Source organism: Spirosoma flavum (assembly GCF_042686045.1).
Classification (GTDB): domain Bacteria; phylum Bacteroidota; class Bacteroidia; order Cytophagales; family Spirosomataceae; genus Spirosoma; species Spirosoma flavum.
The window spans coordinates 45,478-63,357 of the sequence record NZ_JBHUOM010000028.1 but is presented as its reverse complement, the minus strand read 5'-3'; the positions used below and the strand labels follow the sequence as shown (position 1 = coordinate 63,357).

At 47.7% G+C, this 17,880-nt stretch carries 14 protein-coding genes; 12 read left to right on the top strand and 2 right to left on the bottom strand.

The window, feature by feature from the left end; genetic code table 11:
* The 7 genes from ACFS25_RS27110 to ACFS25_RS27080 all read left to right on the top strand — a co-directional run.
* The coding region (locus ACFS25_RS27110; protein ID WP_381507573.1) for a PKD domain-containing protein at positions 1-1,367 on the top strand (1,367 nt) is incomplete at its 5' end.
* A gap of 136 nt (positions 1,368-1,503) precedes the next feature.
* The gene (locus ACFS25_RS27105) at positions 1,504-2,835 is read left to right on the top strand and encodes a serine hydrolase domain-containing protein (RefSeq protein WP_381507571.1); all 1,332 of its coding nucleotides are present in this window, start codon (positions 1,504-1,506) and stop codon (positions 2,833-2,835) included.
* Between the two features lie 66 nt (positions 2,836-2,901).
* Positions 2,902-3,795 carry an alpha/beta hydrolase gene (locus ACFS25_RS27100; protein WP_381507568.1) on the top strand — a complete coding sequence of 298 codons (894 nt, stop codon included), beginning with the start codon at positions 2,902-2,904 and terminating at the stop codon, positions 3,793-3,795.
* A gap of 357 nt (positions 3,796-4,152) precedes the next feature.
* Entirely contained in the window at positions 4,153-4,719 is a 567-nt protein-coding gene (locus tag ACFS25_RS27095; RefSeq protein ID WP_381507566.1) for a gluconate 2-dehydrogenase subunit 3 family protein, read from the top strand.
* Between the two features lie 45 nt (positions 4,720-4,764).
* The gene (locus ACFS25_RS27090) at positions 4,765-6,474 is read left to right on the top strand and encodes a GMC oxidoreductase (RefSeq protein WP_381507564.1); all 1,710 of its coding nucleotides are present in this window, start codon (positions 4,765-4,767) and stop codon (positions 6,472-6,474) included.
* Positions 6,475-6,476: 2 nt separating this feature from the next.
* Positions 6,477-7,337 (top strand): sugar phosphate isomerase/epimerase family protein, encoded by an 861-nt coding sequence (locus tag ACFS25_RS27085; RefSeq protein ID WP_381507561.1) that lies wholly within the window; start codon positions 6,477-6,479, stop codon positions 7,335-7,337.
* A 459-nt stretch (positions 7,338-7,796) separates the two neighbouring features.
* Positions 7,797-8,945 (top strand): esterase, encoded by a 1,149-nt coding sequence (locus tag ACFS25_RS27080; RefSeq protein WP_381507559.1) that lies wholly within the window; start codon positions 7,797-7,799, stop codon positions 8,943-8,945.
* Positions 8,946-8,961: 16 nt separating this feature from the next.
* On the opposite strand, the gene ACFS25_RS27075 is transcribed toward ACFS25_RS27080, so the two are convergent.
* Entirely contained in the window at positions 8,962-9,099 is a 138-nt protein-coding gene (locus tag ACFS25_RS27075; protein ID WP_381507557.1) for a hypothetical protein, read from the bottom strand.
* 166 nt (positions 9,100-9,265) lie between these two features.
* Between ACFS25_RS27075 and ACFS25_RS27070 the strand changes: the two genes are divergently transcribed.
* The 5 genes from ACFS25_RS27070 to ACFS25_RS27050 all read left to right on the top strand — a co-directional run bounded on the left by ACFS25_RS27070 (position 9,266) and on the right by ACFS25_RS27050 (position 17,341).
* Positions 9,266-11,452, top strand: coding sequence for an alpha-galactosidase (locus tag ACFS25_RS27070; protein ID WP_381507555.1), 2,187 nt, complete (start codon positions 9,266-9,268; stop codon positions 11,450-11,452).
* Between the two features lie 198 nt (positions 11,453-11,650).
* Positions 11,651-12,562, top strand: coding sequence for a 3-keto-disaccharide hydrolase (locus ACFS25_RS27065; protein ID WP_381507554.1), 912 nt, complete (start codon positions 11,651-11,653; stop codon positions 12,560-12,562).
* 373 nt (positions 12,563-12,935) lie between these two features.
* On the top strand, positions 12,936-13,856 hold the full coding sequence (locus tag ACFS25_RS27060; RefSeq protein ID WP_381507552.1) for an alpha/beta fold hydrolase: 921 nt from the start codon (positions 12,936-12,938) through the stop codon (positions 13,854-13,856).
* An 85-nt stretch (positions 13,857-13,941) separates the two neighbouring features.
* Complete coding sequence (locus tag ACFS25_RS27055; protein WP_381507550.1) at positions 13,942-15,018, top strand: alpha/beta hydrolase-fold protein; 1,077 nt, start codon at positions 13,942-13,944, stop codon at positions 15,016-15,018.
* 100 nt (positions 15,019-15,118) lie between these two features.
* A complete protein-coding gene (locus ACFS25_RS27050) occupies positions 15,119-17,341 on the top strand; it encodes a GDSL-type esterase/lipase family protein (protein ID WP_381507548.1) in 2,223 nt (740 codons plus the stop codon).
* Positions 17,342-17,548: 207 nt separating this feature from the next.
* On the opposite strand, the gene ACFS25_RS27045 is transcribed toward ACFS25_RS27050, so the two are convergent.
* Positions 17,549-17,698: a hypothetical protein gene (locus ACFS25_RS27045; RefSeq protein ID WP_381507546.1), complete on the bottom strand. Its 150-nt coding sequence runs from the start codon at positions 17,696-17,698 to the stop codon at positions 17,549-17,551.
* Positions 17,699-17,880: the final 182 nt, after the last annotated feature.

Genomic DNA, 17,880 nt, shown 5'->3' with positions numbered 1-17,880 from the left:
TATATGTACTCGAATACGGAAATGGCTACTTTAAAGATAACCCCGAGGCCGAGCTGATCCGTATCGAATACAACGGGGGCAACCGGAAACCACAGGTGGAAGCCTCCGCCAGCAAGACGGCCGGTGCGATTCCGCTACCCATTACGCTTTCGTCGGCGGGTACCCACGATTATGATGAAGGCGATACGTTGCAATACGCCTGGCGTATTACGCGAAACGGATCGGCCTTCAAGCAATCCAACCAAGCTAATCTTCCCCTCACGCTCACCACCCCCGGTACCTACCAGGCAACCCTAACGGTCATCGACAAGGCCGGGGCGAAAAATTCGAAATCCGTCCTCATCAAGGCGGGTAATGAACCACCCGTGGTCACGTTTGCGATCACGAAAGGAAATTCCAGCTTCTTTTTCCCAGGTAAACGTATCGAGTATGCCGTCCAGGTCAGCGATAAGGAAGATGGTAGCCTGGTCCATAAAACGATTTCGCCCGCTCAGGTTTCGGTCAGTACCAATTATTTGTCTGAAGGGTATAATTTAACGCGCATCGCCCAAAATCAATTGGGTGTGGATGCCTCGGCCCAATACGCTACGGCTGTATCGCTCATCAACAAAAGTGATTGCAAGTCCTGCCATGCCGTGAAGGAGAAGGTATTGGGTCCTTCGTTCTTGGCTGTGTCTCAAAAATACAAAGGTGATCCATCGGCGAGTGCCAGCCTGGCTAAGAAAATACTACAGGGAGGCTCCGGGGTTTGGGGCGACGCGTCTATGCCGGCCCACCCGACTATGGCGGAAAGCGATGTAAAGTCCATAACAACCTATATTTTAAGTTTGTCAGAAGCGCCCAAACCCGCCCGAACGCTGCCCGTTCAAGGCACCTATAAGACCGACGTGGCTAGCGGTGCCACGACCGACGGGAGCTTTATTTTCCGGGCGGCTTATACGGACCGGGGAACCAAAACGGCTGCTTCTCAGTCGAGTGAAACTATCGTGGTCTTACGAAGCCCAACGGTGCCGGTTGCTCACGCTAATGTGGCTAAAGACATCAGTTTCACCCCTGACAGCAGCCTGGCTATGATCAGAAGTTCGGGTGCCTTTTTAGGGTTTAACGCCCTAGATCTGGCTGGCATTAAGCAAATCGAACTGATCCGGGGTCCCAGCCGACCTGGAGCACCGATGCAATCGGGTACCATAGAAGCTCGCCTGGGTGGCGTGGGTGGACAACTTCTGGGAAGCTTCTCGGGTGAATACCGGGATAAGATGCCAATTCCAATTGCTGCAACTACGCGTACGGGCCTGGACGACATCTATTTTATTTTTAGTGGCTCACCTGTTCGTATACGATCTATCCAATTTAGGGATGGCGATTGACCTAATCCGGTAGCGACAACTCTTGTATGACAACTATCTATGATTACCTGATGAATAGTTGCTTTTAATCGGTCAAAATGCACCCGTTTAGTATGCCTAAAGGATCTATTTATAAGCCCGCTTTAAAAATAAAAAAATGAAAAGAAATTATCTCGCTGTCTTTTTTATCGCTGGTGCGTTTTTAAGTTCCACCTGTGTGGCGCAAAATAAAGCGGTACCGGAACAATTCAAGTATAAGGTTGATCTAAAAAAAGCAGGTACGAGTACCGAAAAAATCGCTGGACTGGATTCGCTGTTACAGTCTTTGGTTAGTCAAAAAAAGGTAAGCAGTGTGGTTGGGTTTGTTGCCAAAGGGGGTACTGTAGTCTATAAAAAAGCATTCGGCTGGAAGGATATAGAGAACAAGGTTCCGGCTACTCCAGATGACTATTATATTTTATTCTCCCAAACAAAGGCAATAACCACCGTTGCGTTTATGACCCTTGTTGAGAAAGGGTTGGTTAAGATTGACGATCCCGTCTCGACCTATTTTCCTGGAATTCCAGACAAAGTCATTACGGTTGTTCATGAGGATGGCACGTACGAAACACGTCCCGTGGCTAAACCAATGACGTTTGCACACCTGATGTCTCATTCGTCGGGTTTGAATGCTGGACTGGTTGGAAAATTCAGACGTAAAGAAATACAGCAGGCCGACTCCATCCGTAAAGTGAATGGCGACACGACCGCAGGCAGAACCCCCGGCCCAGGGCAGCGAACGGGTGGGGCAGGCAATGCGAAATACCTCAAAGATGAGATGATTGCCTTGGCTAAATACCCCCTGGGCTTTGATCCCGGAAGTGAGTACAGCTATCATATCAGTTCTAATATGCTGGCTTACATGATTGAACTAATTTCGGGTAAGCCTTTGCGTCAGTACGTAAAAGAAACCGTACTGGAACCGCTGGGAATGACCCAGACGGATTGGTATTATGAACCGGCCGCCTTGAGCCTATTTGTTAAAGCCTACAATGCGGTCGATGGAAAGCTGGAACCGGCAACCAGCCTATTTAGCGAGGGAGCCGTGAGCAAGGAGCAAACTTATGCTGAAGGCGCACTGGGGCTGAATGGCCCGATAGACGATTATGCTAAATTTTGCCAGATGTTGTTGAACCGGGGAGAGTTTAACGGACACCGGATATTGAAACGGGAAACCATTGACGCCATGACGAAAGTGAATCGCTTGCCTGAGGTCAATGCGGGCGGTAAAGGTTTTCGTTTCGGGTTGGGGTTTGAATTGTACAACGAGAATAAAAAACCCGCTCCTGAAGTTTCCAACACGGCCTTTGCCTGGGGTGGATTGTATGGTACGGAGTACATCATTGACCCGGAGAACAACATGATCGCACTCTACTACCTGAATATGCCCAAACATGAGCATTTGTATCCGTTGTTTCTCAGTAAAGCGTATAAACTCTTCAGGAAATAATTCCCAGGTATATGATCTTACGCTAGCGTATAAAGCCAATCACAAGTTTAATGTACAATCAACTATATGGTCAAAGTCAAAAAAATGATTCGCTATCAATACAATTTAGTTTTGATATTGAGCCTGGTAACCGTTTTCGCGGTTAAGGCTCAGCACCCTGCTGAAATTAAAGTATGGCCCAATGGGGCACCCGGCGCAAATCCTGCCGGTGGTAAAGAAATGGTGCGGATTGACCCGGGAGGCGGAGAGCAAGTCGTGTCTAATGTGCATGAACCTTCCATTACGCCTTATATTCCCAAGCCGGGAAAAGCCACCGGTGTTGCTATTGTTATAGCACCAGGAGGCGCTCATAAAGAGCTTTGGATGGACCATGAGGGGTATAATATAGCCCCGCTATTGGCGGATAGGGGCATAGCCGTATTTATTTTGAAATACCGCCTGGCACGGGATAAAAATTCAACGTACACGATCGAAGGACATTCCGTAAAAGATATGCTGAGAGCCGTCAGGTTAGTGAGAAGCCGGGCAGCGGAATGGAAAATCGATCCGAAAAAAATTGGCATTATGGGCTTTTCTGCCGGTGGGCAGGTTGCCGCACTAACCGATATACAAACGGATAGCGGCGATGTTAAAGCCACCGACCGCGTAGAGACGTATAGCAGCAAGCCAAATTTTCAAGTGCTAGTATATCCAGCCTGGGTTAACGATATCACCCTTTCTAAATCATCTTCACCGGCGTTTATAGTTGGTGGCTACCAGGATATGGAAAGCATTTCAACGGGCATGCCTAAACTTTACTTAAAATTCAAAGAGGTTAAAGTTCCAGCGGAGTTGCATATCTACGCGGAGGTAGGACATGGTTTTGGTGTTAGTAAAGGAGATAAAGGCCCCCATACAAAGTGGCTGGAACCCTTGACTGCCTGGATGTTTAATATCAATAAAGTTAGCCCCAATGAATGAAGGCATCAAGTGTTGTCGCACGATAAGACGAGTCAGAAATTTAATGCGTTTAAAGAAATAATGTAGATGGCACAAGTAGTGGAAAACGAGAGGCTACACTGATCCGATCGCTCAAAGAATTACGGTTGTGAATCTCAAGTTCAATAAGAAGGTGTGCTGGCAAAACTGCCCGTTTATTTATCGAAGGCAGGCCATGGCTAAAGCGTAAAACAAACACAGGTGCTGCGGCTGGGTGGACCGACCTTTTTACGATTGGCTGTCAGACAGAGATTTTATAAACATATAAATGCCCATCGTGCGATGATATGCCATTTATTCGAAAGTCTTATAGAACAAGTTTAGGTTTCAAGTACAATCATGAAAAGACGCGGAGTCATTAAACACCTAACCCTGGCTACTGGAGCCTTCTTCATCACCCCGGCCTGGGCTACCAGATGGTCCAAAGCGTCGGTTGTGTTTGCCCCAAGTTTTCTGTCGGTTGCTGATAGGGACTTACTGGCAGAAGTTGTCGAAACAATCATTCCCGTAACCAATTCGCCCAGCGAATCCACGCCGGGTGCTAAAGACCTTGGTGTCCACTTATTCGTTGAGCGTATGCTGGCTGATTGTTACGAGAAATCCACCCAACAAAAAGCGAGAAACGGCTTAAAGGCGGTATCGGCTATGAGTACCGAAAGCTATAGAAAACCCTTTGAACAGGCCGACGCAACCCAGCGATTAGCGCTATTGACCAGGATGGCCAATAGCACCGATGCCAATCAGCAAGAATTCCTGACCTTAATGAAATCCCTGACGATTCAGGGTTATACAACGTCTGAATACGTCATGACCAACTTTTATCACTACGTCATGGCGCCCGGTCACTATTACGGTTGCGTACCGGCACAAGCACTGACCCAGAAAGCAACGAGTAACCACCGATAGAACAGGCTTGGCGTTAAAACGGCGTACCCCTTTTTCAAAAAACTAATGGCTAATCTGACAATAGACGCCGTAAAGGCAATGACTTTCGATGCCATCGTTATCGGGTCGGGAATTAGCGGAGGATGGGCAGCGAAGGAGCTTTGCCAAAAAGGACTGAAAACGCTGGTGCTCGAACGGGGTCGCGATGTAAAGCATGTGACAGACTATCCAACTGCCAACCTGAACCCCTGGGACTTTCCACATCGGGGACAGGTGCCACTGGACATGCGGGCTGAGTACGGCAAAAGCCGCTCCTTTATGCGGGAAGAAACGCTGCAATGGGCCATCAAAGAGGGCGAGCAGCCGTACGTAGAAGAAAAGCCGTTCACCTGGACGCGAGGCTACCACGTTGGTGGCAAATCGTTGCTGTGGGCGCGGCAAACCCAGCGCTGGAGTGACTTCGATTTCGACGGTCCCGCGCGTGATGGTTATGCCGTCGACTGGCCGATTCGGTACGCTGACATTGCGCCCTGGTACAGTTACGTCGAGAAATTTGCGGGCATATCCGGTAATAAAGACGGGCTGCCCCAACTGCCCGATGGCGAATTTCTACCGCCTATTCAACTGAATTGCGTTGAGACACATTTAAAAGATGTGTTGGCGAAAAATTACCAAGACCGACACGTGGTTCAGGGCCGGTGCGCTCACCTAACCAAGCCGCAACCGATTCACTACCAGCAAGGTCGGGCGCAGTGTATGCACCGCACGCTTTGTGTGCGTGGCTGCCCGCTGGGTGGGTATTTCAGCAGCAACGCATCCACGCTGCCATGGGCGGAGAAAACGGGTAACCTGACATTGCGTCCCCATTCGGTGGTACACTCGATTATTTACGATGAAAAAAAGCCAGGCCGGGCTAAGGGCGTTCGGGTAGTGGATGGCCACACAAAGCAGATGATGGAGTTCTACGCCAAAATCATTTTTGTAAATGGTTCGGCACTCAGTAGCAACCTCATTTTATTAAATTCTGTCTCCAGTCGTTTTCCGACTGGATTGGGTAACGATAGCGGCTTGCTGGGGAAATACATTGCCTGGCATAATTACCGGGGGCGCGTGTCAGCCCAATACGATGGTTTTCTGGATAAAACGACCGACGGACGAAATCCAAGTAATGGATACATGCCCCGTTTCCGAAATCTCCATAAGCAGGAGACCGACTTTCTACGTGGCTATGCCGCTGGTGTAGGGGGTGGTCGGGGAAGCATTCAGAATCGCGACGGCCTGGGGGCCGACTTAAAAGCAAGCCTGCTTAATCCACAGCCAGGTCCGTGGAATGTGAGTTCCTGGATGATGGGTGAAACCGTTCCGATTGAAAAGAATCACGTTCGATTGGATACATCGCAAAAAGACCCTTACGGAATTCCACTGCTGGTTACGTCGGCCGACTGGACCGAGAATGACGATAAAATGGTGAACGATTATATGGAGCAACTCTCCGAGATGTTTACCCTGGCGGGTTTTAAGAACATTAAAGCGGCTGATTCGCATTCGGCACCCGGCTCCGATATTCATGAAATGGGCGGTGTTCGAATGGGAAAAGACCCGAAAACATCGCTGCTCAATAAGTGGAATCAGCTTCACCACTGTCAAAATGTTTTCGTTACCGATGGTGCCTGCATGACCTCGACGGCTACGCAAAACCCATCGCTGACTTATATGGCTCTCACGGCCAGAGCGGCCAATTTTGCTGTAAACGAATTAAAAAAGAAAAATCTATAACCATGAAAAAAATCCTTTTCCCGTTGTGTTTAGCAACGTCATTCGTACTCGGTGGAGCCGACAGCTTTGCCCAGAAAGGCAAGCTTTATACATTCCCAATTGGCGTTGAGTCGTACACCTATCGAGCTAGCTTTCCAAAGAGCGTTATTGCTACGCTGGACACGATCAAAGCCCTGGGCATTACCGATATGGAAGGGGGAGCACCCAGAGGGATGACCGAAGCCGAATTTAAAAAATTATGCAACGAACGGAGCATTACAATTTCGGCTACTGGATCAGGGTATGAGCAGATTGTAAAAGACCCTATGGAAGCGATTAATAAAGCAAAAGCGCTAGGGGCTTCATTTGTGATGGTGGCTTGGATTCCTCATCAAAAGGCAAATTTCAACCTGGATAATGCTAAGAAAGCTGTTGCCGATTTTAATCAGGTAGGCAAGGTTTTGAAAGAGAATGGTCTCACATTCTGCTACCACAACCACGGCTACGAATTTCATCCTTACGAAGATGGCACCCTGTATGATTATATTGTCAAGAATACCAACCCTGAATACGTCTCGTTCGAAATGGATATTTTGTGGGCGCAACATGGGGGAGCTGACCCGGTAGCCTTACTAAAAAAATATGGAAGCCGTTACAAGCTAATGCACCTAAAAGACCTCAAAAAAGGCGTTAAGGGTGACTTAACGGGTGGCACCCCCCCCGAGAATGACGTGACGCTAGGGGAGGGTCAGGTGAATATTCCAGAAATTTTACGGTTGGCCAAAAAAGCGGGCGTGAAACATTATTACATTGAAGATGAGAGCAATCATGAATACGAACAAATGCCCAAAAGCATTGCGTATCTGAAAAGCCTGAAGGAGTGACCAGTAATGTCGGTTATTAATAACCGATACTACGGGTGCTACTGCTCAATCACACGTTGGCCGCTTTGTATAGAAAGTTTTGTTTAATTGCCTTAATGAAAGACGCTGGAAAGCCGCTTACCATTCCTACCGGGCCTTGTCGACCTGCGTCGATGAATCAACGAATAAACATATAGTTCATCCGACTCATAAATAAGCGAAGCAAATACCCTTAGGCTTGAGCCAATAAACCAGGCACAGGTGAGTTTCTAAAAACCGCCCAGGCAATAGTCGTCGACTAAAAGCCAGTCACTGGCCGATGGCCGTAAACTCGGTGGGCGTTTTCCCCGGGCCACTCGGTTAAAAGCGCCAACGGCTTCTTCCCGCCAGCCACATAGTAGTCAATAAAGACATTCACTTTTTCTGGTTACATGCGATCAAATTCAACTGACCTTACTCACTAACCAATTTCCGTATTACATGAAAACGTCAAGGAATATCTGCTCTTATCTACTGATAGGGGCAATGCTGATGTCAATAGGAACCGTAGCCCAACGGACGCCAACGCCCAACGATACCATCCAGTCGCCTAAGATACTCAACGACCAGCGGGTGATGATACAGATTTACGCCCCCAAAGCGGAGGAAGTAAGCGTAGGGGGTGATTTCCCCGTGGGTAACCAACCGCTTAAGCTGACGAAGAACGACCAGGGTGTCTGGTCGATACTACTCGGTCCCTTAAGACCCGATTATTACTCGTACACCTTATCCGTCGATGGCGTGCGAACCATGGACCCAAAAAATCCGATCATCAAGCAGGGTACTGGCAGTTTAGAAAACATAATGGCTTTACCGGGTCCGGAAACGGCTTTCGAGGATAATCAGGCGGTACCCCATGGCCAAGTGCGAGAAGTCTGGTACGCATCAACCACCCTGAGTATGCAGCGCCGGATGCACGTCTACACCCCTCCGGGTTACGAAAAGGGAACGGGTAACTACCCGGTCTTTTACTTGCTGCACGGTGCCGGGGATGAGGATTCAGGTTGGAACACGGTCGGTCGGGCTGGTTTTATCCTGGATAATTTACTGGCCGCCGGAAAGGCCAAACCTATGATTGTCGTCATGCCCAATGGGAGTATGCCCCGGCCTTCCCAACCGGGTATGCCTACTGCGCAACCGATGAACCGGGCGCGAGATCTGTTTGCAAGCGAACTGCTCAAAGACATCATGCCTACAGTAGAAAAAACGTACCGCACCCTGCCTACGCCCGAAAGCCGGGCCATTGCGGGTCTGTCAATGGGCGGTTTTCAAACTCTGGATGTTACGCTGAGCCATCCGGAATTATTTACCTACGTTGGCGTATTTAGCTCCGGTTTTTTTGGTGCTTCCGCCGAGGAGGCCGAAACCAAATACGCCAATGTACTGAACGATCCTTCCTTTAACAAGGGAAAAAAACTATTCTGGATTCGTATTGGTAAGGATGATTTTGTGATGGAGTCCAACAAAAAAACGCTGGCCTTACTCGATAAACACCAGATCAAGTACCAGTATAAAGAAACCACTGGAGGGCATACGTGGGTTAACTGGCGGCAATACCTCAATGAATACACCCCTCTGTTGTTCAAGTAATAACCGTTCATCACAGCTAAACGACTACGTGTACAACCTCGCCGAACCGAAGTTTATGCGTCAGGGTCAGACGTAGGGAGCTGCCACTCGCAATGGACTGCATAGGCTCGAATGGCAGGCCGAAAATGCCGGGGAAATTTGGCAGATTCGTCAAGGTTTATACCAACCTGATCAAAAGGACTCCGCCTATAGCTGATGATAGCGACCAACTAGTATTGTTACTTCGAAGTAACCATGAATTGAATAAGCACGCTTTGCCGTGTAAAGGAAGGATGCTTATTCAGTCTAACGTTAGCTCACTTAATATCACCCCTTAATTCATGAAATTGCTTTTCGTTTTTCTGCTTCTTGCATTGCCCGGCCTGCAGGCTACGGCTTTGGCCGATATCAATATTCCCATAGAAACGCAGCACACCGCTCTGGTGCTACGGGTGGATACCGCTCAAAATCTGTTGACTATCTATCTGGGGAAACGGCTCCAGAACCAGGCTGAATACGCCGGTGTACGCGGAAATCCCCGTAATGAGGAGACTTACTCCTACATGTTTCAGTCGGCTTACACACCGGCTGGTGGCCGTAACCTGCTGGAGCCAGCCATCCAGGCTTTACACGCAGATGGCAACCCGACGCTGGACTTGAAATACGTTCGGCATGAAACCAAACCGGCTGGCAGCGGCATCGAGCTAACGACGGTGTACCTGAAAGATCCGAAGTATCCGTTTGAGGTAACGCTTTTCTATAAGGCTTACGTTAATGAAGATGTGATTGAGCAGTGGTCCTCGATTCGCCATTCCGAAAAAACGGCGGTCCGCCTGCACAAGTACGCATCGGCCAACCTCTACATTCCCGCCAAAGACTACTACCTGACTCATTTCCATGGCGACTGGGCGCAGGAAATGCGCCCCGATGAAACCCCTTTAGCAGCTGGCATGACCATTCTGGATAGTAAGCTCGGTACGCGGGCTGATTTATTCCAGCCCCCTTCCTTCCTGCTGTCACTTAATAAACCGGCGGCTGAGGAAACCGGCGAAGTCATTGCTGGTACACTGGCCTGGTCGGGCAACTATCAGTTGGCCTTCGAGGTCGATCCGTTACATCATTTGCGGGTCATTGCGGGTATAAACCCGTACGCATCCGACTATTTGCTGGCACCCGGCCGTGAGTTTGTGACGCCTGCCCTATTATACACCTACTCGGGTCAGGGTAAGGGCCTGGCCAGCCGTAATATGCACAACTGGGCCAGAAAACACCGTATTCCCCAAGGCCAGGGTACGCGATTAACGTTGCTCAACAATTGGGAAGCCACGCAATTCGACTTCAATGAGGACGTTTTAACAACGTTGTTCAAAGATGCCAAGAAGCTGGGCGTTGATCTGTTTCTGCTGGATGATGGCTGGTTTGCTAACAAATACCCGCGCAATAACGACCGCGCCGGGCTGGGCGACTGGCAGGAGAACGTTAAAAAGCTGCCTCATGGCCTCGGCTACCTGGTGAAAGAAGCCGAGAAAGCGGGTGTCCGGTTTGGTATCTGGCTGGAACCGGAGATGGTGAGTCCGAAAAGTGAACTCTACGAAAAACACCCGGACTGGGTCATCAAAGCGCCTAACCGCCAGCAGTCGGTATTTCGTAATCAGCAGGTGCTCGATCTTTCCAACCCACAAGTGCAGGAGTTTGTGTATGGCGTCGTAAATGATTTGCTCACCAGGAACCCTACGCTGGCTTACATAAAATGGGACTGTAATGCAGCTATTTATAACGCCTATTCTGCCACTAGTGCCAACCAGTCCCAGTTGTACGTCGACTATGTGCAGGGTTTGTATAAAGTGCTGGCCCGGATTCGCACCAAATACCCCACTATTCCCATGATGCTTTGCTCGGGTGGGGGTGGCCGGGTTGATTACGGTGGGTTGCAGTATTTCACCGAATTCTGGCCCAGCGATAATACCGACCCGCTGGAGCGTATTTTCATGCAGTGGGATTATTCTTATTTCTACCCCGCTATCGCTACCTGCAACCACATTACCGATTGGGGTAAGCAACCGCTCAAATTCCGCACCGATGTAGCCATGATGGGTAAAATGGGCTACGATATCGTCGTGAGTAAGCTGTCCGAGAACGATTTGCAGTTTAGCCAGCAAACTCTAAAAACCTACGAACGCGTTCACGACGTCATCTGGCAGGGTGACTTGTTCCGGCTGCAATCGCCACATACGAGTGACGTAGCCTCGCTGATGTTTGTCAATCCGGCGCAGGACAAGGCCATGTGGTTTAGCTATCTGGTGGGAAATCGCTACAAAAGCGGTACGGTTGAACCCATTCGCCTGAGTGGTCTCAATCCGGCTAAACGCTACACCCTTCAGGAGGTAAACATTTATCCGGGCAGCCGCTCATTCATCAACGCCAATACAGCCACCTATTCAGGAGATTATCTGATGACTGTTGGCTTCAATCCGCAGGTTTCGGCCAACCGGGCCAGCGTTGTGCTGGAGCTGGCCGAAGCTAAATAAACGCATTCGCCGAGCTTATTAAAAAGGGAAACCAATCATAGATGCAGCCAATCATCTGATTTAACTCCTATTCCTTACTAACCAGTTTTCTTTCCTTTTTTCACCCACTACATCGTTTGATGAAGTCTATACAAGGTTAAATCCTACTAAAAAATGAAGTGCAACAGGAAGTATAACTTATCCTCATCCAGTACTGTAATGACCTATTTCCGCCACGCCCTGGTGACCTCCGCTTGTATGGTTGCAACAACTTTTTCCCTACACCTTCAGGCAGAAGTTTCCGATCCTCCCATCAGGCTGGCGACAAAAAAATGGGTAAGCTTACTGGATAAAAATTTGTCGCTATGGGATACCTATTTAAGCTTTAGCCATAAAGATAGTTATAGTGGGAAAAAACCTGTGAATGCCAAGGGAGAAGAATTGATACCCGTGGGATATAGTAAAAATGAGAAAAATGTTTTCTCCGTAGTTGAGCAGAAAGGAGAACCTGTCCTTAAAATTACGGGTGAGATTTACGGTTGTGTGTTTACCAAAAAGACCTATAAAAACTACCATCTAAAATTACAGGTAAAGTGGGGAACGCTTAAACATGAACCCAGACTCAACAAATTAAAAGATTCCGGCATACTCTACCATTCGATTGGCGAAGGCGGAGTTGACTACTGGCGGGCCTGGATGCTTTCCCAAGAGTTTCAGATCATGGAAGGCCATATTGGTGATTACTGGAATATTGGCAGTTCAGCCATCGACATTCGCGCCTACTTACCCGAAGGGAAGATGAACAGTATCGGGAGTGCAAACCAACCATTCCTGCCTTTTGGTGCCTCTCATCCAGAAGGATTTTGTCTACGAAGCGAGAATTATGAAAGCCCTGCTGATGAATGGACTTCGATCGAACTAATTTGCTTTGAGGGGAAAAGTTTACACGTCGTGAACGGGCATGTTGTGATGGTGCTGAAAGATTCACGCTACATGAAAGATGGGAAAGCAATACCCCTTACTGAAGGTAAGCTACAACTGCAAAGTGAAGGGTCTGAGGTATACTATAAAAATATACGCCTAAAAGAACTACAGGCATTGCCCCTCCAGTACGCAGCGCTTTTTAATTAATTGATTAACAGTAATAATTAAAATTAAGTAAAAAATGGCCTTTCAGTTTTTGGTCAGCTTCAGGTGGTCCCAGGGCTAGCGCTGTCTGGTTTGCCTGTGTCCATGAGTACTCCGGCGGTTTATAGTGCGCGGACCTACGGTCGTAATGGAATAGGGCAAGTGCTGGATAGCCCTACAATAAATAAATCCATGGAGGCTCTGCAAAGACGGGCGGTGTATCATTCAGCTTCTTATAACGAAAGCTGAAAGCGGTGCTGGCGATATAACTACATCAATTTGTCAATAACTTTTAATACGACTACAAATGAACTATGTAAACAAATCAATCGTGAAGACCAAAACAAAACAGTATTTATCAATCCTGATCCTTTTGATGCTTTTGCCCACACTTGTTAGCAACGCCCAGTCTGTAAAGTTTCCGGTTGGCTGGTTGGATGGTTATGCCTATGTCAATGGAATACGTTCCCATTACTATCATGCCAAGCCCGCGCCGGGTAAACCTGTAATGGTCATGGTGCATGGGTATACCGATATCGGGCTTAGCTGGACTACATTGACCTTGAAGCTACAGGACGCTTACGATATTTATATGATTGATACCCGTGGGCATGGTTTGTCCGATCCTCCTACGACATCGGATAATGGGGAAACCATGATCAAAGATGTAGTGGATTTTGTCAAATTCATGAAGTTTGAAAAACCGATCCTGATGGGGCATTCGATGGGAGCAGCCACCGTCATGCGCGTAGGGGCACAGTATCCCGACCTGGCAAAGGCGATTATCATGCTTGATCCCTCCGTAGCTAACAGAGCGCCCAGTCCGACACCACAGGCAGCTGATGCTGCACGTAAAGATCAATCAACTGCACAATCCGCTCAAACACCAGTCCGCAGACCCAATATGTTCAAAAGTCCGGATACCCTTGTTGCCCAGAATAACACGCCATTTGATGAGGTTGTAGCGAGAGGGAAGCGTCAGAATCCGCTGTGGGACGATGTGGATATATATTATTGGGCAATCTCAAAAAAGCAATACCATGGTCCTTACACGCCCGAGCAAGCTCAGGCTCTGACAGGCACGATGAGTACTGCGGATGCCCTGGCAAAAATCAAGGTGCCGTCATTGATTCTGAAAGCAGATGCAAAGCCCGAAGTACGCAAGGCCAATGAAGAAGCGGCCCTTGTCATGCAAAGGGGGAAACTGATTCACATCGATGGAGCAGGGCACAATCTGCATCACGATAAGCTGGCTAAAACCGTGGACGTATTGACTGATTTTTTGAAGACTTTATAATCATTCATAAGGTACCTGTTTGACTGATTTTGTCACACAGGTACCTTATGAAGAAAACATAAACGATACAACTAATTCAGATAAAATGAAACGAATCGGCTTATTATTACTGCTTCTGAGTAGCATTGCCAGAATCTATGCTCAACCTCCGGCAACCGCTCCAAGTGTAAATTTCGTACCCTTTGAAGTAAATGGTGACAGCAGCGCGACCTTACGCATGTATGCCCCTAATGCTAAAGAAGTTACCGTCGGTGGCGATCTCAAAGCTTTAAAATCGGAGCGGGGAGCGGACGGTGTATGGACTATTACTACTGCTCCCGGTCTAAACCCAAGTGTGTACCGCTATTTTTTTCTGGTGGATGGTAATAAAGTGAATGATCCCAAAAATCCAATGGTCGCTGATTTTCGCCCAATGGTTGACATAGTGCCCAAAAATCAAACGCTTTTCTGGCAACAGAAAGATGTGCCGCACGGTTTGCTCTCGATTGTTTACTATCAGTCCAAAACTACAAATACGACCCGTCGTATGTTTGTTTGGACACCTCCCGGATATTTTGCGGGCAATAAAAAACTTCCTGTTCTCTACTTAATGCATGGTGGTGGCGATAACGATACCAACTGGCCTGGGCAAGGTAAAGCAGGCTCGATTCTGGACAACCTATTTGCCGATGGCAAGATAGTTCCAATGATTGTGGTAATGCCTGATGGAAGTATTCCTGTCGATAAACTGGCAGACGATCTTGGCAATACCATTATTCCTTATGTGGAGGCTAATTTTAGAGCTTGGAACGATACCAAGCACCGTGCTATTGCCGGACTTTCAATGGGTGGGCTGCAAACATTGGAGACGCTGTTGAAATTTCCAGACAAGTTTACCTACGTAAATGTCATGAGTTCAGGATGGTTTGCTAACAGGCCAGAGATTTATGAAAAGTATGATGAGTTAGTCAAAGCCGCAGCTCCTCGTTTGAAGCAAACGGTAAAGTATTTTATCTTCACAACGGGTGGCCAATCCGATATTGCAGATAAAAATAATGATCTGACCAGAGCTGTGTTCGACAAGTATGGCATTAAATCCGACTTGTCAAAAATGGAAGGAGGACACAGCATGTATGTATGGCGACACAATCTATACGACTTCACTCAGAAGATTTTCAAATAAAACCGGTCTGATTAGGGAGGATAAGCATGGGATATAAGGAATTTTCTCGCAACTCTACATATATTTTTGAAGCTACTTTAATTTAAATGAGTCATAAATAATGAAATTGACTATAACACTCGGTGTTTTTTTCCTGCTGGGCGTTTTAACAGCAAACGCCCAGGTCGGCGTTAAAGATAAAAAAATGGTCCGGGCGGCTTACCTATCCCTAAATGGTCAGCCCTTAGGGGAAGCAAACCACTTGGCGGCCGATGGCAACCTGCATAATGTTGTTAAACCTTTACTGTTGCTTTTGCGGGCAAAATCTGGATCTCCCAAAGGCACCATACTGTTAATACCTGGAGGAGGATATGAAACAATCAGGATGAAGAATGAAGGCCAGAAAGCCGCTGCGTTCCTCAACCAACAAAATTTTGATGTTGCCCTACTAGAGTACCATATCGGTAAAACTACCGCTGTTCGAGACTCAGCACTCGTGGACGCTTTAAAAGCATTCAAACTGCTTAAGACAGACCGAGCATATTTTGGTTTGCGTGGCGAGCGCCTGGATATAATCGGTATATCTTCAGGAGGGCACCTTGCGGCACGAATAGTACAAAAGCTTAACGATGACGAACAACCCGACGATCTGGTGCTTATTTCACCCCAATATCTGGATGAAACATCGATAGGTACTGTGTTCCCGGCGTTAATGCCCCCCGTAAAGCCCAAAGCCAGGTTATTTGTTAGTTTTTCGTCAAATGATAATAAAGCCTGGATAAAAAGCTGCGATGAATACGCCAAAACCTGGAAGGGTTATGAAGGGCAGGAAACTTTTAAGCTGTTGCCAGATAGTGCTTATGCTTCACAAAACGATAGTAATCCTTTTGCGGCTGGCCTGCAATTACCAGGTGTACTTAAAGATTTCTTGTCATCAACTCCTTTGGTTGAAAATGCCGGGCCGAATCCTGCCGCTGTTCCGGTTGAGGGCTGGTCTAAAAAACGCCACGCTGAAAAGCTGGAGGCTGTTGCCAAAGAAAAGTTCGACCTCATCATGCTGGGCAATTCCATTACCAACAATTTCGAATATCCGAATTTCCAGCCAGTCTGGAACCAGTTTTTCGCACCTCGAAAAGCAATAAACCTCGGCTTCGGCGGCTACCGCACTGAACATATTCTATGGAATATTGAGCATGGCGAACTCGATGGACAGTCGCCCAAAGTGCTGGTGCTTGAGATAGGTACAAACAATGTCGATGGGAAACATTATCGCACACGCCATACTGCCGGGCAATTAGCTGGCGGCATAGAAGGTATTGTCAATACCATCCGAAAAAAGTTGCCCGATACGAAAATCATCATACTGCGTTGTTTCCCCGGCAGCTATGATGGGCCAAATCCAACCTCGCACCGAGCCATACTAGAGCGGGCATCCGATATCGTATCGAAGCTGGCTGATGGTAAGCACATTTTCTATAGCGATGTAAACCACGTGTTTCTCAATTTTGATGGTTCTATAAATCATGACCTAATGCCGGATTACCTGCATCCTAGCCCGGCCGCAGCAAAATTATGGGCACGTGCCATGGAACCCCTGCTGTCTGAATTGATGGGCGATAAGTCGTTAGATACCGATACGGTAAGTAACACGGCTATCCTACCTGTTTCCAAATTAGAGAATGATAGTTACAACTGGTGGGATCGTCACGCGGAAGTATTGAGAGTTAAGGATTCTATTAACCCGGAGGTAGTGCTCATCGGTAATTCCATTACGCATTTTTGGGGAGGTTTGCCGCAATTAAGGTATGCGGATGGCAAGTTGCGGGAGCCGAACGGCCAAACTTCATGGGCAAGTGTATTTGGCCCCTACCGGGTACTTAACCTGGGCTTTGGCTGGGACCGCACCCAAAACGTACTGTGGCGGCTTGATCACGGTGAGCTGGATGGACTGCACCCACGTGTGGTGGTCGTTGATATAGGGACAAATAATACCACCCCAACAAAGAATGCCCGCAAAAACACAGCTGCCGAAATTGTTGAAGGTATACGTGAGATATGCTTGCGGGTAAGGTCAAAGGTGCCCAGGGCACAGATCGTCGTAATGGCCATATTCCCGAGGGGTAAGGACCCATTAAATCCGCTCCGCACACTCATCAAGGAGATCAATAGTCAGCTTGATTCATTTGCAAAAGATAATAATGTCACCCTGGTAGATATAGGCCCAAGTATGCTTGCGGCAGACGGAACCTTCCTTCCCGATATGATGCTAGATTATGTCCACCCAACTGATAAAGGCTACCAGGTTTGGGCTGATGCTATCAGGCCGTATATAACCGCGCCATGATCGTTTCAAACTTAAGATTTAAAAGGTATGTGCTTATGTCTGGAAGTTGGTACGGATGCTCTGAGTTGTTGACTAAATGGTCAACAACAGCTATAATGAGCAAATACAAGCCAGGCTGTTGACAAGGCCTTTGAAACCTCTTTACGGGAAACCCGATCCATCTTTGCCTAGGTAATCACACAGGATGACCGGAAGCTGAACGACTTACTATTTGAGGGCATACTGGGTGTAGACATTCATATGGCCCTGCGCTGGATTGCCCAGGGTTACCAGCCTATGCTGAATGAAATAACCGAAACCGCACTTCGACTGGTAGGTGTGATTTAGGTAAAGGAATAAAGATTTAGGTGTTTCCATATCACCCAGTTTAACGATGTGTTTTCTGACTGTCTTGTCCTAATTTTATTCGGACTTTTAACTGAACGTCTAAAACTAGCTTCAAATAACAAAAAATGGCAATAGCTTTACTTTTTTCGTAAGACAGCTTGAATAGATTAGCTGCAACGAATTAAAGTGCAAACCGTGCTACTTAATAGCCT

Excerpts from the sequence above, each read along its gene's own strand:
- ACFS25_RS27100 (WP_381507568.1), top strand. The coding sequence starts at position 2,902 with ATGGTCAAAGTCAAAAAAATGATTCGCTATCAATACAATTTAGTTTTG.
- ACFS25_RS27055 (WP_381507550.1), top strand. The coding sequence starts at position 13,942 with ATGAAACGAATCGGCTTATTATTACTGCTTCTGAGTAGCATTGCCAGA.
- ACFS25_RS27065 (WP_381507554.1), top strand. The coding sequence starts at position 11,651 with ATGACCTATTTCCGCCACGCCCTGGTGACCTCCGCTTGTATGGTTGCA.
- ACFS25_RS27085 (WP_381507561.1), top strand. The coding sequence starts at position 6,477 with ATGAAAAAAATCCTTTTCCCGTTGTGTTTAGCAACGTCATTCGTACTC.
- ACFS25_RS27095 (WP_381507566.1), top strand. The coding sequence starts at position 4,153 with ATGAAAAGACGCGGAGTCATTAAACACCTAACCCTGGCTACTGGAGCC.
- ACFS25_RS27070 (WP_381507555.1), top strand. The coding sequence starts at position 9,266 with ATGAAATTGCTTTTCGTTTTTCTGCTTCTTGCATTGCCCGGCCTGCAG.
- ACFS25_RS27080 (WP_381507559.1), top strand. The coding sequence starts at position 7,797 with ATGAAAACGTCAAGGAATATCTGCTCTTATCTACTGATAGGGGCAATG.
- ACFS25_RS27060 (WP_381507552.1), top strand. The coding sequence starts at position 12,936 with ATGCTTTTGCCCACACTTGTTAGCAACGCCCAGTCTGTAAAGTTTCCG.
- ACFS25_RS27090 (WP_381507564.1), top strand. The coding sequence starts at position 4,765 with ATGGCTAATCTGACAATAGACGCCGTAAAGGCAATGACTTTCGATGCC.
- ACFS25_RS27045 (WP_381507546.1), bottom strand. The coding sequence starts at position 17,698 with ATGGAAACACCTAAATCTTTATTCCTTTACCTAAATCACACCTACCAG.
- ACFS25_RS27105 (WP_381507571.1), top strand. The coding sequence starts at position 1,504 with ATGAAAAGAAATTATCTCGCTGTCTTTTTTATCGCTGGTGCGTTTTTA.
- ACFS25_RS27050 (WP_381507548.1), top strand. The coding sequence starts at position 15,119 with ATGAAATTGACTATAACACTCGGTGTTTTTTTCCTGCTGGGCGTTTTA.